The organism is Microcystis sp. M_QC_C_20170808_M9Col (assembly GCF_007095495.1).
GTDB lineage: Bacteria > Cyanobacteriota > Cyanobacteriia > Cyanobacteriales > Microcystaceae > Microcystis > Microcystis aeruginosa.
The window spans coordinates 1-16768 of record NZ_SFBZ01000260.1 but is presented as its reverse complement, the minus strand read 5'-3'; the positions used below and the strand labels follow the sequence as shown (position 1 = coordinate 16768).

The following is a 16768-nucleotide window of genomic DNA, read 5'->3' as shown; positions in this document are numbered from 1 at the left end:
ACGGTACTGTTGGGCAAACAGAAACCGACCCAAACGCCTTGGGAGAGTCTGCCCTCTGGGGTTTCAGTGGAGACATTGAGAATCTAAGTCGTCTCGTTGAACAAGGAATTTCTAACAGCGATGTGGAAAGAATCCCCCGTCACAGCGTAGCTTGACGGTGGGAGTATGTCAAGCAATACTGCCCTCGCCCAAGGACTTCTCAGCGCGGCGGGATTGGACACAAAAACTTGGGTACAATTGGGAGTCAATCTCGCCTATAATCTGCCCAATAGTCGCAAGGATGAATTAGAAGCGGACCGACTGGGTTTAAACAATCTAGCTGAGGCTGGTTATGCAGCCAAGGCGATGATCTCCTTGATGGGAAAATTAGCACAACAGGGGGGTTCTACCCCGACAATTCTCAGCACCCATCCGGCTACAAGTGATCGCATTTTGGCACTACAAAAACAGCTTAATTCGGTTAATAACAAGCAGAATCAAGGTTTAGACGAGGATTATTACCAATTGCAGATTCGTTCTCTCCGCTAATCAGACAATTTCCTGAACAGATAAAAACTCGGCCACCGCTTGATTAAAACTTTCAGGTTCCCCTAAAAATGCCCAATGATTACCCGGTATCTTTTTAATCTCTAGAGAAGTTAAATACTTTTTATAAGATTGAATTTGCCAAGCAGTGCGATTTAATCCCTGTTGGGGAAGGATTAATAAACTGGGAATATCTAAAGTTTTAGTTAATCCGGCAAACCCCATGACATCCTCAAAAATTTCCCCGCGTGCCGATAAAGTGAATTTACCGCTCCAACTGCCATCAGCTTTTTGTTCGATGGCATTTTTAAACACCTCTTGCTGTAGATTTGACCAACCTTTATATTGTTTTAATTGACGAGCGATCGCCTCTATGCTCTGATAACTATCAAAGGAGCGAGTAATCTTTAAAAAGGGCAAAACTTGATAGAGAATTGGAAAAGTTATCCTAATCCAACTAGGCATTTTATCGATAAAAAAGGGATCGACTAAAATTAAACTCTTAAATACTTCCGGCTGTTGAGTTGCCCAAATTGCCGCTATTTTAGCACTCCAAGAATGACCTAAAATATGTGCTTGCGTCCAACCTAAATGATTAATTAAAGCCCTTAAATCGCCGATATAATCCTGAAAGTGATAACCGGTTGCCGGTTTACCGCTTTCCCCATGTCCCCGCAAATCTGGGGCAATAACTTGATAATTTGAGCTTAAATAATCGCCCAAGCTTGACCAAACCAAAGCGTGATCCGCCATGCCGTGCAATAATAATAGAGGCATACCTCGATCGCTCCATTGTAAATAGGAAATTTCCATCGAGTTATTGGTAAAAGTCTGGCGTTGTGGCATAAATTCTCGACTGATTTTTACTCTATAATTTACCTATCACTTAATAAAACTTCATACAATGGCACTACAATCTCCGATCACTGGGACTAGCTTAGAGCAATTGTCTTGGACATGGCAAGGTCACACCATCCCCTACACCGTGCGGGGAGAAGGACAACCCCTAGTATTAATTCACGGTTTTGGGGCATCTATCGGTCATTGGCGCAAAAATATCCCCGTTTTAGCGGAAAATGGCTATCAAGTCTATGCCCTAGATCTTTTGGGATTTGGGGGTGCGGATAAGCCCGCTTTAGATTATAGTCTCAACCTTTGGCAGCGGCAAATACAGGACTTTTGCAGGGAAAAAATGGCAAGACCGGCGGTATTTGTCGGTAATTCCATCGGGGGACTGATTACCTTAATGCTGATGGCAGAATCTCCCGAAATCACTGCTGGAGGAGTAATTATTAACTGTGCCGGAGGATTAAACCATCGTCCCGAAGAATTAAATTTCCCTTTGCGTTTAATCATGGCTGCCTTTACCGGTTTAGTTAGTTCTCCCGTGACAGGAAAGTTTATTTTTGAACAGGTAAGGCAGAAAAATCGCATCCGGAACACCTTAAAACAGGTTTATCGGGATCATACCGCGATTACCGAGGAATTAGTCGAAATTCTCTATCAACCCTCCTGTGATGCGGGTGCGTGGGGAGTGTTTGCATCGGTGTTGACAGCACCCCCCGGACCATCGACCCAGGAATTATTACCGCAAATCGATCGCCCTTTATTGGTACTCTGGGGAGAGGATGACCCTTGGACACCGATCGCCGGTTCGGTAATTTACCAAGAAAGAGCTAAAATGGGAAATAATACCCAATTTTATCCGATTGCCAAAGCCGGTCACTGTCCCCACGATGAACATCCCGAAAAAGTTAATCAATTAATTTTGAGTTGGCTGTCGGAAATGGGGATTTAGTCAGTTAAAAAAGTTGGGGTTGATAAGCAATCCTTCATCGATCTGCCTCGCGATTCAGTTTTGAGGTTATGAGTTTATTAAGTGAGATTATTCACTGATAACTGTTTACTGATAACTGATAACTGATAATTTTTCTCGGCCCCAAAGGTAAATTTAATGATTTTTGCGGCCAGTTTTTCCCTGAGTGAGAAATCGATAAACTTAATAGAAAATGCGGGAAGAGGTTATCGAAGATTTTAGCGATTAATAGTTACTGGAGAAATCTGCCAATCGGGGCGAAGATTTTTCGCCCCTTGCAGATAGACGTGCTGCATTTCGCTTGGCAGTTTGGGAGTATTAACGTGGAGAATTACCCGAATACACTTTTCCAGACTACCAGCGACGTGCATCTGTTGCACATCGAGGAGGGGGACATTTTGCCAATGGGGACGTTCGCGAGCGATAGCAGCGGGGAAAATCGCGTCTAAATCCTGAGTTGCCGTAAAGATAATACTAACAATATCATCGGGATCGAGACTATTGTGGATTTCGATCGCTTCGAGGAGTTCTGTTACTGCTTCTCGTATAGCTTCAATAGTATTAGCCGTTACTGTCGTCGCTCCCCGAATGGCTCGAACCTTCCACTGCACGATTGTCATCCTCCGCTAATCCTGATGAGTCAATTTTAGGGGTTAACGCGCCCTTTTTCTCGACTTTAATCTGGCCATCAGGGTCGGTATAACCACAAGAGTTGTCCGTTAACTTCCAATTCAAATTCTAGACGCTGTAGGGTTTTTTGTAATCCTAGGGGTATTTGGGAACGATTGCCCGTCAGACGACTGAGGAGGGGTTTCGGTTCTTCGATAGTCTGACATTTAGTTTTATCTGGGGGTAATCCTGCCAATTCTAGCGCCCAAAGTCGGGCATCTTCCTCGGTTCCCAGGCGATCGACCACTCCTAATTCTAAAGCCTGTTGACCAGTAAAAATGCGCCCATCGGCAAAACTTTTCACTTGATTGACATCTAAATTTCTAGCTCCGGCGACGGTTTGCAGAAATTGCTGATAACTGGTATCGATCATATCCTGGAGAATTCTTTCTTCTTCATCAGTTAATTCTCGATCGAAGGAGAGAATATCTTTATAAGGGCCAGATTTAATCACTTTAAACGAAACTCCCACCTTATCCAACAATCTTTCCAGATTGTTCCCTCTCAGGATAACACCGATCGAGCCAGTAATCGTGCTGGGGTTAGCCATAATATAATTAGCCCCCATAGCGATATAAACGCCGCCAGAGGCGGAAATATTGCCAAAACTAGCGATTATTTTCGTGTTTTTTTGTAACCGCTTCAATGCTTCATAAATTTCTTGGGAATCCCCCACGGTTCCCCCGGGGGAGTCAATTCGGAGAAGTAGGGCGGGATATTGCCTTTCTTTGACGATTTCTAGGGCTTTTAAGACTCTTTTGCGGGTATCGGAGGCAATTGCACCTGTAATTTCTATTCGAGCGATTTGTTTGTGGGTTTTCGGTTTAAAAGGCCAGACCATCAGGGTTAAATATCTCTAAAAAAAGGACTCTTTCTAATCTAACATAGCGTTTTTCAGTCTGCTGAGGTACAAAAGTTATGGGTTTTAGGCAAAAGGCAAGAGGCAAAAGGCAAAGGGGAAGAAAAACAGGTGTACCTCACTAGCTTAGGAAACGCTATATTTCAGAATTTCAGGCTAAAATGTCTGGTTAGGTGTATAACAGCATTAAGTGGCCAGGGTTGAGGTAGGCGAGGTGAGCATTTGGGCAAGAGAGCGGGGAATAGGAAGTGGGAAGTGGGAAGTAGGAAGTGGGGAGCGGGTTTTTAAAGTTCGATTGGAAGTTAATCATACTATTAAAAACAGATTTGGTATTAGAGTTTTTTTCTTACTTTGTAATCAAGAAAATGGTCTAAATTTTCAGGTTAAATAGCCCGCCAATGCCCAAATATCTAGTGGGGAAAAAAAGCCAATCCTCGACCACGTTTTAGCGAATCGTTCTGCGCTCCTGATTGAAGGGGAGGCAAAGGTCTGTACCAGGGAGAATTAATCATGTTAAATAAGCCAGAAATTACTGTGATAATTGAGGATTAAGAAAGTGATAATTTCTGGCAAGATTCTAAATCTGTGCAGATTCTTTGCTGACTGGATTTAAAGAATATTGATTCCCTGAAAAACATCTTGATTTGTACTTCTTTGACCGGTTTAAAGTCCGTGGCAGATATGGCCAGAACCGCTAATGATAAACATCATCTGCGAGGCCTTTTTATTCGAGAAGACATTGATGCTATCTGGTTGCCGCAACTATTTAAACGGGCTAATTTACGCACGCTGCGAAATACCCTAGTTGCTCAAGATTTTACTTGACGGACAAGGGTGATTAATGCTTGGAGTTGGGGAGCGCAAGAGCATTTAATCGCCACAGCTTTAGTTATCAGTCGCTGTGATTTCGAGGAGCTAGAAATTCCCTTGGCATCTATGGCAGCTTGACAGCGTATTCCTCTAGAAGAAAGAGAGAAGTTGATTATAGCAGAAGATGGCAGTTATATTCATTGGCTGGCCGTGGATATTCATCTTGATATAGCGGCTTTTTTAAGTGTAATTGAACCAGCAGCAAAACAAAAGTTTGCAGCGATTAAATTAAAACATGATCATATTTTTGGTCAAGCGATTGCATCTTTACGCAAACAGCATCAACTGCGACAATCAGATATTATAGGAGTATAGGCGGTTAAAATGCGTCTTAGCTTAGACGGCAAATGTTTGCAGAAGCGAACCTGCTTGAGGTGTGGCAAGAGGAGCTAGAAGCTGATAGGCAAATGGCCATTCCCAGCGATTACCGACCTGAACAAGGAAATTACAGATTTTTTCAAGCTAGGATTAAAGATTTTGTATCGAAAAATACAAAACCGGCCAAAGTGACTGTTTAGGATGGATTTTTTGAGAAGCTTAAGAACTGATCCATACGTCAAAGGAGTTTTCCATGCCCGAAACGCCACAAGAAGTCTTGAAAATGATTCAGGACAACAATATTAAGATTATCGACCTGAAATTTATTGATATGCCAGGTATCTGGCAACATTGCTCGTTCTACTACGATCAAATCGATGAAAGCTCTTTCAGCGATGGTGTTGCCTTCGATGGTTCCAGTATTCGCGGTTGGAAAGCAATTAACGAATCCGATATGGCCATGGTTCCCGATCCTACCACTGCTTGGATCGATCCCTTCTACAAGGAACCTACCCTAAGCATGATCTGTAGCATCAAAGAACCGAGAACCGGTGAATGGTATAGCCGCGATCCTCGCTCTATTGCTCAGAAAGCGATCGATTATCTTAGCAGTACCGGTTTAGGTGATACCGTATTTTTTGGACCGGAAGCGGAATTTTTCCTCTTTGATAGCGCTCGTTTCGACCAAACCGCCAACGCAGGCTATTACTACATGGATAGTGTCGAAGGTCGTTGGAATAGCGGTAAAGACGAAAAAGACGGAAATCTTGCCTATAAACCCGCCTACAAACAGGGTTATTTCCCCGTTAGTCCCACCGATACCTCTCAAGATATTCGCACGGAAATGCTCTTAACCATGGCCGACTGCGGAGTTCCCATCGAAAAACATCACCATGAAGTCGCCACTGGTGGTCAAAACGAGTTAGGGATTAAATTCTCTACCCTAGTACGGGCTGCCGACTACTTGATGACCTACAAATACTGTATCAAGAACGTGGCCAAGAAATACGGTAAAACCGTCACCTTTATGCCCAAACCCATCTTTGGTGATAACGGTTCCGGGATGCACGTTCACCAGTCTATCTGGAAAGATGGTCAACCCCTGTTCGCTGGGGATAAATACGCCGGACTTAGCCAAATGGCACTGTACTACATCGGTGGTTTGCTTAGACACGCTCCTGCTCTCTTAGCTTTAACTAACCCCACCACCAACTCTTACAAGCGTCTCGTCCCCGGTTTTGAGGCCCCTGTAAACCTGGCCTACTCCCAAGGTAATCGCTCCGCTTCGATTCGGATTCCTTTATCGGGAAGCAACCCGAAAGCCAAGCGTTTAGAATTCCGCTGTCCTGATGCCACTTCTAACCCCTACCTCGCTTTTGCAGCTATGCTCTGTGCGGGTATCGATGGAATTAAAAATCAAATCGAACCAGGGGAACCTCTCGATGTGGATATCTACGAACTCAGCCCCGAAGAATTGTCAAAAATACCCTCTACCCCCGGTTCTCTAGAAGCAGCTCTGGAAAGTCTCGAAAAAGATCACGCTTTCTTGACCGATTCTGGTGTCTTTACCGAAGACTTTATCCAAAACTGGATCACCTACAAACTCGATAACGAAGTTAACCCGATGCGCTTACGTCCTCACCCCTACGAGTTCTCTCTCTACTACGATGTCTAAGGTTTGATTGACTAATCATTAATCCTAGGGTGGGCTTTTGTCTGCCCTTTTTTTTTCCGAATCAGCAAGTCAGTCCCGATGAAAAAATTTTCACCACCGCAGATGAAAGAGGTTTCCTTCCCCACACCCCACACCCCACACCCTGCCACCACCGAAAAACTTTTTGCCGCAAACCCTAGTATAATCCCTTGCTGCCAATTAGCATAAAATACGATTAATTGACCAGGATTTTGGGGCGATAGTTTATGGAACGCGGGTTATTGTGGACACCTTTATTAATTCTGTTTATTTGGTTGGCTTGGAGTGGTTGGAATGAATACCAAAAAGTGGAAATCTATCGAGTATGGGCGGAAAACTTCGAGCGAGCTAAGTATGATATATATTCTGTCTTAGGTCAAAAAGATAAAATTATCACTTGGGGAAAGCCAACTCGTAAGGGAGTCATAAATTTACAAACTTTTTCCCTAGAGGAGGTCAAAGAAATCCGTCTGCTAGTTAATAATCAAGTGGTGGATTTAGATGCTCTTCCCCCCCAAGGTTCCCCTTGCCTAGAATTTATTTTTAAGGAGCGATCGCCTGAAAAAATTCCCTTTACTGAAGTTGAATTGGCTAGTCAGTGGGCGAAATTTTTACAACAACAAATCTTAATTTAATCGCCATAATTTCTAGCGCAATCTACCCGATCGCAGGATACCGACAACTAACCATAAACCGATTAAACTAGCTGTAGCAAATAATACGGTACTGATAATAGTTAATTGCCGAGATTGGGTGCTGGCTGTGACAATGGCGGCCCCGATAATTAAGGAACCAATAATCACACTAAAAGCTAGTCGATTGGCGGAATTATCTAAACTGCGACGGAGATTATCTAAGTCGCGAATTTTCAGATTAACATTTAAAGTTTCCGAGGTTAAACCATCTAGTAAAACTTCAATTTGACGGGGATATTTCAGGGAAAAAGATTTCAAGTCTAAAACTGTTCTTAGGGCAGTTTGTAGGGGAGTGCTACCGATTAACTGTTGTTCAAGAATATTAGTTAATAGCGGTTTGACTTCTTCCAGGATATTAATATCAGGATTAAATTTTCGGGCAGTTCCTTCTAGATTAGCGAGACTTTTGGCAAATAAACCTAAATTACCCGGAAGTTTAATTCTATTGCGACGGGCAATTTGCAAAAGTTCATAAACCACCTCACTAAAGTTAATTTGATTTAAATTGAGGTTATAATATTTTCGCAACATCCGCTCATAATCCACCTCTAATTGTACTAAAGTAATCGGCACCACTGACTCGGACAGTTTAATAGTTAGTTGACTGCATCTTTTGGCATCTAAGTCAACAATTGCCAATAACAATTCTGTTAAAATTTGTTGAGTTTGTGGGTCTAATCTGCCCACCATACCACAGTCAATTAAAGCCACTCTACCATCATCAAGATAGAAAATATTACCCGGATGGGGATCGGCATGAAAGAAGCCATCAATATAAATTTGTTGAAAAAATGACCGAAACAAAATCCTAGTTATTTCGCTTTTTCTTTGGGAAATTGCTTGCTCGGTTGCTGGCCTAGAAACATCGGCCTCTAAAATTTGTTTTCCTTCTAACCATTCTAACACTAATAGCTTGGAATTAGTTAAGTGCCAATAAATTTTAGGAATAACTAACTGTTTGGGTTCTGACCAACGACTCTGGGTTAAATTATAGCGTAATTGGTCAGTATAATGACCTTCTTGGGTAAAATCTAATTCCGCATTGACTGCTTTAATAAACTCCTCTGCTAAGTTAACAACGTCGTAACTTTGACCAAATTCTGTCAGGGCAACTAAATCAGCAATTCCCTTAATTAAGGCACTATCTTGGGCGACAATTTTTTCGATCCCCGGACGCAAGACTTTAATCGCTACTTCCTCCCCAGATAATAAAGTTGCCCGATGAATTTGCCCGATCGATCCCGCGGCGATCGGTTGGGGATTAATATACTTAAATACCTCTTCGATCGGTTTTGCTAACTGTTCGGTGATGACTATTTCTATATCCGTCCAAGCAACGGGAGGAACTTGCGCTTGTAGGGCAGTTAAAGCCTCGATATAATTAGCGGGTAGCAGATCGGGACGGGTACTAAGTAACTGTCCCAATTTGACGTAAAAAGGCCCCAATTCCACGAGGATTTTTTTGAGAACTTCTGGGGTAGGAATCTGGGGATTTTCTGTTTTTCCTAGGGTTAAAACCCCGCGCATATAGTCCCAACCGTTGCCGAGAACTATCTCAAGTATTTCTTTTTGTCTTTGACTGGTTTGGGGGAGTGTATCAGTTATCAGTTATCAGTTATCAGTTATCAGTTATCAGTTATCAGTTATCAGTTATCAGTTATCAGTTATCAGTTATCAGTTATCAGTTATCAGTTATCAGTTATCAGTTATCAGTGGGTAAGTTAGGTACTTATCGATGGGTGCATCCCACATTTGCAGGAACACCGATAATCAGCAATTATCAGTGACTTTTAAATTATTACAGATATATCAGCAGCTGCCTGTAAGCATCCCACCGAAAAACTAATGCGCGGGGGGTTTGGGGGGTAGAACCCCCCAAAAGCTTGGATTGAGCGATAAAACCGAAAGTAACGCCCGATTTTAGTAGGAAGTTTCCCTTAAAAAATCCCAACTTAGTAGATTTACAAAAATGAGATGTACCCCTTATCAATCCTATAACAATTTCTCTAATTTGGGATCGGTTTGTAATTGTTTGAGAACTTGTTTAATATCTTGGGTACGATCTTTGTGGACAACGAGAGTCGCTTTACCGTCGCGAACAATTACCAGATCTTTTAAACCAATAGTAACGATCACTTCCTCCTCATCACTAGCATAGATAATAGAGCCTTCCGTATCCAAACCGACATGATTTGCCAGTTCAATATTTTTGCCCTTTGCTTCCAGTAATCTTTCCAGAGAATTCCAATCTCCCAGATCATCCCAACCGAAATTAGCGGGTAAAACGTAAGCGAGTTGAGTTTTTTCCATCAAAGCATAATCGATACTTTTTTTCTCTAAATCCTCATAGGCAGCGATGCCCCGATCGATCAGAGGCTGTAAAATATTATTAGCGTGGGTTTTTAGCTCCTCTAAAACCACTTGTCCCTGAAAGATAAACATTCCGCTATTCCAACTAAAAAGTCCCGTTTCTAGGAATTTTTCGGCCGTGGTGCGATCGGGTTTTTCCGTAAAACGACTAACTTTATAGACGGGTAAACCATTAAATTCGCCCTGATTTTCTCCCTGTTCAATATAACCGTAACCGGTGGAGGGATAATCGGGTTTAATTCCTAAAGTAACGATCGCTTTTTGGCTGACGGCCACTTCTACGGCCGCTTTTAAAGTGTTAATATAAGCCTCTTGATTACCAATATAATGATCGGCAGGAAAAAAACCGATCGCCACTTCTTTCCCATAACGTTTTGCCACTTCTAAGGTAGCCCAAGTCACAGCCGGGGCCGTATCCTTGCCCACCGGTTCCACTAATAGGTTACTCTCCGGTAAATCGGGCAGTTGTTCGCGGACACCATCAGCGATCGCACTAGCGGTAATTACCCAGAGATTTTCCCAACCTGCCCCTAAAGATAATAGACGATCGGCCGTTGCTTGTAAAAGACTGCGACCACTACCATCAAGACAGAGAAACTGTTTCGGACGCGCTAGACGACTGAGGGGCCAAAAACGTTCCCCTTTACCCCCGGCGAGAATGACTGGAACAAGCGACTGATTCATAAAAAATTGACACTTATCGGTTAAGCTGAACCGATTGTATCAGACGGCAGCGAGCGTTTTCCTGACTCAAAGCTAAAAAGCGGGCAAATAACCCGCTTTCTAGCAAAAATAACCGAAATATTGCGATTAGAAATTCATTTCGGCCGCTTGTACTGTTTCCACTTGTTTTTTCTTAATAACTAAGAGGATTTGGCAGAGCATAATACCACCGAGGAATAAAACTAATCCTTTGATCCGGCCGGGATTTTGCAGGACAACTTCCGTATCTTTTTGACCAAAACCGCCGACATTGGGGTTACTGGTTAAAAATTGTCCCACTTCGATCGCTTGACCTTCCGAGACGATTAACTCAGGACCTGCGGGAATATTTTCCACCACGGGGCCAGCTTCGGAAGTGATGGTGACTTCATAACCACCGGCTTCGGTTTTGCTGATCTGGCTAATTGTACCTGCGGTAGAAGCTTTGAAAGCGTTATTATTGCTCGGTTCACCGGTGGGGTACACTTGACCGCGACCGCGATTGGCCCCTAAATGCACAGCATATTTACCGAAGTGAATACCCTTATTTTGGCTAGGATCGGGGGCCAGGACGGGGAAAACGATTTCTTTGTATTGATCCCCGGGTAAGGGGCCGACGATAACCACGTTATCTTGACCTTCTTTGTAGGATTGGAAATAGACTCCACCGAGTTTTTCCTGCATTTCTTCGGGAATGCGATCGGGGGGCGCGATTTTAAAACCATCCGGTAGCATTAAGACTGCACCGACGTTTAAACCCCCCTTCGATCCGTCTCCTAACACCTGTTGACTGGCGGGATCGTAGGGGATTTTTACCACTGCTTCAAAGACGCTATCGGGTAATACCGAGTGGGGGATTTCAATTTCGGCGGGTTTTTGGGCTAAATGGCAGTTCGCGCAGACAATCCGACCGGTTGCTTCTCTGGGGGTTTCCGGGGCGGTTTGTTGCGCCCAAAAAGGATATGCTTGGGCAGATTGGGGGTTAATGACATCGCTGGTTAGGAGTAGGGAAACGGTAGCGATCGCCACGAGGACGGCTTTCACTAGGGCCTGTCTGTGGACTTGCGGGAAGCTTAAAAAGTTGAATGTTCTCATCTCTATCGGTTGAATAATTCCAAATCTCGTCACATTGAATAATCTAGGACCACCAGGGTTCTTCGCCGGTGCGGAAGTCGGTTTCCGTCCAAGTGGAGAAGACGACTTTATCATTATCGGTGACGTTGGCATGGGCGAGGGCTAAGGATAGAGGCGCTGGACCGCGAACTACTTTTCCTTCGGCATTGTACTGGGAACCGTGGCAAGGACACATGAATTTTTCTTCGCTGGCATTCCATGGCACCACACAACCTAAGTGGGTGCAGACGGCGTTAATTCCGTAGTTGGCCAGGGTTTTGTCCTCTTGGACGACTAAATAGGTGGGGTCGCCTTTTAAGCCTTGGGCTAAGGTGCGATCGCCAGCGTTATGGCTGGTCAGAAATTGACTGACAATCACATCATTGCCTAGGGCATCTTTAGCGGTGACACCGCCCCCCGTACCACCGGCCGAGGGGGGAATAAAATACTTAACAATCGGATACAAAGCCCCCGCTGCTACTCCGGTAATTGTACCAAAGGTCAACAGGTTCATAAATTGACGACGACCCAAATCGGGAACATCTGTACCGGAAACTTGACTCATTGCTCCTTATCTCCAAATGTAAATTTTTGTAAACTAATTCTCATCTAAGGGCGATTTTGTGCATCTCGATCAAGACGAAAACCCAGAGCTTAAAGAAGGTTTACAAGGGCTGTATTAGATTATTACAGATATTGAGTCACGGACAATTGCCACGGCAAAGCTGCGTCAAATGCGATCGCTGTTTGCTCGCTTTCAGTGCTAGAGGCAAATTATTAAAAAATTGACATAATGGCGGCTTGTCTGTTTACTTGACAGTTACGCTTCCTATCAGTCATACTATTAAAAATAGTTCAAAAAAACCAAAGATTAGGTTGTGTGACTCTAACCAACACAATCAACTATTACCAGTGATTTACTCAAGATGATGACAGCTAATTCTGCTTATGAATTGTTAGAATATGCTTATGATAAACTCGATTTTAGTCAAGGCGACTTAGTGAGTTCAAAAGCGTCATTGTCAGAAATAACTTTAGAAGAGTGGATAGAAAAAGGAGATTGGTTAGAATTAGCCCAGCAAGTTGAAGCAGAAAAAGTTTTTTTTATTAATAATAATCCTGTGATTATTTTTGCTAAATGTGATACTCAAGAAGATGAAAAAGTACGGCAAATCTTTAATAAAATATGGTGTATGGCTAGACCAAGTTACCTATTTTTAGCGAAAGAAGGTGAACTAGCTATTTACGATCTAACCAAACCACCTGCTAGAAGTATAGAAGATTGGAAGAAAAATAATAGACCGTTAGAAGTTGCCCAAAACATACTTGAAGTAACTTCAAAACTTTATCAATACAGACGGGAACAAATCGAATCAGGGAAGCTTTTTGAGGATGAGCGTTTTGAAACATCTAATCAACGTGCTGATCAATCACTGATCAAAGATTTAAAAACAGTTCGTTTAGCCTTAATCCGTGAAGGATTAAGCGAAAATAAACGTAAATATGCTCATGCTTTAATTGGTAGATCAATTTTTATTCGCTATTTGGAAGATAGAGGAATTTTAACTCAAGAGTATTTTGAAGCAATAGCACAAAACAATGCAACATGGAAAGCATTACTTAATGCTCCTGACGATCAGTTAAATATGGAAACTGAAGCTAAACAACATTATATCAAAATATTAAGTGATAAAAGTTTTACCTATGCTTTATTTAATCGGTTGAGTCAAGATTTTAACGGAGATATGTTCCCTTCTGATGAACAAGAAGCGGAATCTGTTGAGCAACGGCATTTATCTCTCTTACAAGAATTTTTACAGGGAGATATTGATCCACAAAAAAAATTATTTTTCTGGGCTTATAAATTTGATATAATTCCTATTTCTTTAATTAGTAGTATTTATGAAGAATTTTATCATGAGTCAAATACAGAAAATATTGATAATGGGACGCATTATACACCGAGTTCATTAGTGGAATTTGTCTTGTCTAAAGTTTTAACGTCAGATTGTTTGACAACTCATCCCCGTATTCTTGATCCTTGTTGTGGTTCAGGAATCTTTTTAGTGGAAGCATTTCGGAGAATTGTGAGACATCGAGTCTATCAAAATCAGCGACAGCGATTAAGTTGGCAAGAGTTAAGAGAAATCTTAAAAAATCAGATAGCTGGCATAGAAATTAATTCAGAAGCTATCAGAATTACTGCATTTAGTCTATATCTTGCTTTATTAAATTATCAAGAGCCTCCAGACATTTTATTACAAATTAAACAAGGTCAAAAATTACCCTTTTTAATTTATCAAGCGAATGGGTTATCTGAAGATAATCACTTTAATAATTTAGTCTGCGATAATGCTTTTCAAGAATTTTCTAACTCAGAGGATGTGATATTATCTAGAAATTTTAGCAGTCAATGTGCTGATGTTGTTGTCGGTAATCCTCCTTGGGGATCTCCTCAAACGAAGGATAAAAAAGGCACAAAAGACTTAAATATCGCTTTACAATGGTGTCAAGAACGTGATTATCCAGTCGGAGATAAAGAACGTTCTCAAGCGTTTATCTGGAGAGTATTTGATTTTTTAAAAGATAATGGATGGTCAGCATTAGTGGTATCAACAGGTATTTTCTTTAAGACCCATGATAAAAGCAAAGAATTTAGACAAAAATGGTTAAACAGTGTCTTATTAAAAGAAGTTGTCAATTTTGCTCATGTTCGTGATATTTTCTTTAAATCTGGTAATAAAAACCAATCTAGTGCCTCAATTTCTCCTTTTGCTTCAATTATTTTTCAGAAAGTCAATCAGACAGAGTTAACCTTAAAAGATCAAGTTGTCACTTATTGTTCTGCTAAAAAAACAGCTATGATTAAAAATGTGCAAGCTGTTATTTTGAGTGTTATGGATCGTCGTGGTATCAGACAAAGTGAACTATTTTATAATGATTCTTTATGGAAAATTTATTATTGGGGAAATCATCAAGATGCTGGTTTAATTAAAGGGATACAATTATCGCAAACTTTAAAAGAATTACATGACTCTAGGAATAGTGGTCAAGGATTTTCAGAAGGGAAAAAGGATCAAAAAGATTGCCAGTTACCGAGATTACTTCCCACAGATAAATTTGAAAGATATGGTTTAATTTCTCCTTCTTGGTTTGAACAAGCACCTAAACAAGCAGCGCGCCCTAGACAACTCGCTCTATATAATGGAGAACGTCTATTAATCAAGCGTGGTATTAGTCAAAGATTAAATAAACAAGGAGAAATTATTGCCCGGTTTGAATCCGAGAAATTTTCTGTTAAAAACTCGATTAATTCTATTAAATTAATCGAACCAGAAACGTGGAAATATAAAGTTATTTTAGGGATTCTTTGGTCTTCTTTACCTCGATACTATTTCTTTTTAACTTCAAGTAACTGGGGAATCTGGCACGATGAAGTCTATACGACTCAATATTTAAGTTTGCCGATTATTTTTCCAAAGGATCAAGGTATTCGGGAAAAAGTTATCGATATTGTTGAGCAATTACAGAATTGTAATCCTATAAAGTATAGTATTGAACATCCTGAAGGAAAAACTCCAGAAAAAATAGAAGCACAACTCACTGAATTAGAATATCAATTAGATGAGGCAATATTTGATGTCTATGATCTCACCATTGCTGAACGGGATCTCATTCGTGATATGTGTGATGTAGGGATAGAGTTTTACTATAATCATATCAACAGTAAAGCAGTAAAACCTGTTGAAAGCTATCCTCAACAAAATCAAGGACTTCTCAACGATATTAATAAAAACCGTCAAACTCAAAAAGGATTAGAAGGTTATTTACAAGCCTTTTTAGATATTTGGAATCGAGAATTAGAACCTGATGGTGAATTCAGTTGGCAGATTATTCGTCCTCAATTTCAGGGGTTAGAAAATCCTATGTTAGCCGTTATTTTCTCTACACAAGAGTATGGAGAAAAACCTCAACCTGTCTCCCAATCAGAGCAAAAACAATGGATAGAAATTATTGATCAATTAGCAAGACAAGAAAACGGTTTATTAGTTCCCTATAATAGCCATCAAATTTATCTTGATGGTTTAGTTCGTTCGGTTTCTGATACAGAAATCATTATTATTAAGCGTAATGAACGAAGATTCTGGACTCGTAGCATGGCGCGTGAGGATGCGGAGGCAACAATGCTTCAAATTATTAACTTACAAGAATTTCAAGAAAGGATCTAAACTTATGACAAAACCAAGTTTATTAAAAAAAGATATATGGGGTAATCATGAAAAGAGAGTTTTAGCTATTTTTAGGCTTGCTTTAGAAATGCTTCAAAAGAACCAAGAATTACCCCAAAGTGAAGATGAACTTAATCGAAAACTATGCTTTTTTGTCCGTTATGCCAACCAACAATTAACTATTTCTAATCAAGGAATAGAATGGCCTTGTATGTATGAAGCCAATAATCAACCTGATGCTGATGATAGCATTCGAGCTAAACGAGAATATAAACGACCTGATTTTCAATGGGGAATCTGTGATACTAACGAAACAAATCCTGAAAGAATGGATAAATTTTACACTTTAGAGGCTAAAAGACTTGGTTCTCCATCAAGTTCTCAATGGATACTTAACAAAAATTATATTCTAAATGGGATTAACAGATTTATATTAGTTGAATGGGGTTATGGAAAATCCGTCAGTTCGGGAGCAATGATTGGTTATATTCAAAATATGGAATTAAGAGAAATTTTAAATGAAGTTAATGAGCATTGGGAGCATCTCATTCTTGTTTTAATTCTCCATGTACGCAGTCTTTAAAAGCCTCGATTTCGTTCCAAGACACGATTAAGAGTGGCTTTTAGGCTAAGTATAATTACTTATCGCGTAAGTGAGATGCTCCCATGAGCATTGTTCACAACTAACCATTATAGATTTAACTTTATCGCCGGAAGGATGGCAAAATGATGTGAGTCGTCTTGACCATCAACTAGAACGTCCTTATGTGCCACCTAGTCCATTTAATTTAAGCCCACATTCCGCACCCTAAAGTGTCACATTGAAAATTTTATCTAAATCGTCAAAACGATTGCCGGCTCTGAATTACAGGCTAATTTGTTTGCCCAGCAGATGCACAATTAGCCCTA

15 protein-coding genes and 1 pseudogene are annotated in these 16768 nt (G+C 41.0%); 9 read left to right on the top strand and 7 right to left on the bottom strand.

The window, feature by feature from the left end; translation table 11 throughout:
* Positions 1-174: 174 nt before the first annotated feature.
* Positions 175-528, top strand: a pseudogene (locus EWV68_RS15650) (M48 family metalloprotease); the annotation flags it as partial.
* On the opposite strand, the gene EWV68_RS15645 reads toward EWV68_RS15650, so the two are convergent.
* Complete coding sequence (locus EWV68_RS15645; protein ID WP_002798344.1) at positions 529-1371, bottom strand: alpha/beta fold hydrolase; 843 nt, start codon at positions 1369-1371, stop codon at positions 529-531.
* Positions 1372-1429: 58 nt separating this feature from the next.
* Between EWV68_RS15645 and EWV68_RS15640 the strand changes: the two genes are divergently transcribed.
* Positions 1430-2323 (top strand): alpha/beta fold hydrolase, encoded by an 894-nt coding sequence (locus EWV68_RS15640; protein WP_061432358.1) that lies wholly within the window; start codon positions 1430-1432, stop codon positions 2321-2323.
* 236 nt (positions 2324-2559) lie between these two features.
* Here EWV68_RS15640 and aroH read toward each other — a convergent pair whose 3' ends face one another.
* The gene (gene aroH, locus EWV68_RS15635) at positions 2560-2961 is read right to left on the bottom strand and encodes a chorismate mutase (protein WP_061432357.1); all 402 of its coding nucleotides are present in this window, start codon (positions 2959-2961) and stop codon (positions 2560-2562) included.
* Between the two features lie 68 nt (positions 2962-3029).
* Positions 3030-3851 carry a signal peptide peptidase SppA gene (gene sppA, locus EWV68_RS15630; protein WP_061432356.1) on the bottom strand — a complete coding sequence of 274 codons (822 nt, stop codon included), beginning with the start codon at positions 3849-3851 and terminating at the stop codon, positions 3030-3032.
* A gap of 657 nt (positions 3852-4508) precedes the next feature.
* Here sppA and EWV68_RS15625 point away from each other — a divergent pair.
* The 5 genes from EWV68_RS15625 to EWV68_RS15605 all read left to right on the top strand — a co-directional run bounded on the left by EWV68_RS15625 (position 4509) and on the right by EWV68_RS15605 (position 7385).
* On the top strand, positions 4509-4694 hold the full coding sequence (locus tag EWV68_RS15625) for a hypothetical protein (protein WP_287170348.1): 186 nt from the start codon (positions 4509-4511) through the stop codon (positions 4692-4694).
* A gap of 153 nt (positions 4695-4847) precedes the next feature.
* Complete coding sequence (locus tag EWV68_RS15620; RefSeq protein WP_190723648.1) at positions 4848-5054, top strand: hypothetical protein; 207 nt, start codon at positions 4848-4850, stop codon at positions 5052-5054.
* A gap of 32 nt (positions 5055-5086) precedes the next feature.
* A complete protein-coding gene (locus EWV68_RS15615) occupies positions 5087-5257 on the top strand; it encodes a hypothetical protein (RefSeq protein ID WP_192846034.1) in 171 nt (56 codons plus the stop codon).
* Between the two features lie 53 nt (positions 5258-5310).
* Positions 5311-6732 carry a type I glutamate--ammonia ligase gene (gene glnA / locus EWV68_RS15610; protein ID WP_061432354.1) on the top strand — a complete coding sequence of 474 codons (1422 nt, stop codon included), beginning with the start codon at positions 5311-5313 and terminating at the stop codon, positions 6730-6732.
* A gap of 245 nt (positions 6733-6977) precedes the next feature.
* Positions 6978-7385, top strand: coding sequence for a hypothetical protein (locus tag EWV68_RS15605; protein ID WP_061432353.1), 408 nt, complete (start codon positions 6978-6980; stop codon positions 7383-7385).
* A gap of 12 nt (positions 7386-7397) precedes the next feature.
* Here the strand turns inward: EWV68_RS15605 and EWV68_RS15600 are convergent, their stop codons facing one another.
* The 4 genes from EWV68_RS15600 to petC form a co-directional block, all read right to left on the bottom strand.
* Positions 7398-9053: an ABC1 kinase family protein gene (locus EWV68_RS15600; RefSeq protein WP_502705881.1), complete on the bottom strand. Its 1656-nt coding sequence runs from the start codon at positions 9051-9053 to the stop codon at positions 7398-7400.
* A 384-nt stretch (positions 9054-9437) separates the two neighbouring features.
* Complete coding sequence (locus EWV68_RS15595) at positions 9438-10499, bottom strand: mannose-1-phosphate guanylyltransferase (RefSeq protein ID WP_061432351.1); 1062 nt, start codon at positions 10497-10499, stop codon at positions 9438-9440.
* Positions 10500-10625: 126 nt separating this feature from the next.
* The gene (petA, locus tag EWV68_RS15590; protein WP_012265194.1) at positions 10626-11612 is read right to left on the bottom strand and encodes a cytochrome f; all 987 of its coding nucleotides are present in this window, start codon (positions 11610-11612) and stop codon (positions 10626-10628) included.
* Between the two features lie 43 nt (positions 11613-11655).
* Entirely contained in the window at positions 11656-12195 is a 540-nt protein-coding gene (petC, locus tag EWV68_RS15585; protein ID WP_002781457.1) for a cytochrome b6-f complex iron-sulfur subunit, read from the bottom strand.
* A gap of 361 nt (positions 12196-12556) precedes the next feature.
* On the opposite strand from petC, the gene EWV68_RS15580 reads away from it, so the two are divergent.
* Together EWV68_RS15580 and EWV68_RS15575 are read left to right on the top strand one after the other, a co-directional pair.
* Positions 12557-15859 (top strand): HsdM family class I SAM-dependent methyltransferase, encoded by a 3303-nt coding sequence (locus EWV68_RS15580; RefSeq protein WP_061432349.1) that lies wholly within the window; start codon positions 12557-12559, stop codon positions 15857-15859.
* Positions 15860-15863: 4 nt separating this feature from the next.
* Complete coding sequence (locus tag EWV68_RS15575) at positions 15864-16442, top strand: hypothetical protein (RefSeq protein WP_287170346.1); 579 nt, start codon at positions 15864-15866, stop codon at positions 16440-16442.
* Positions 16443-16768 lie beyond the last annotated feature (326 nt).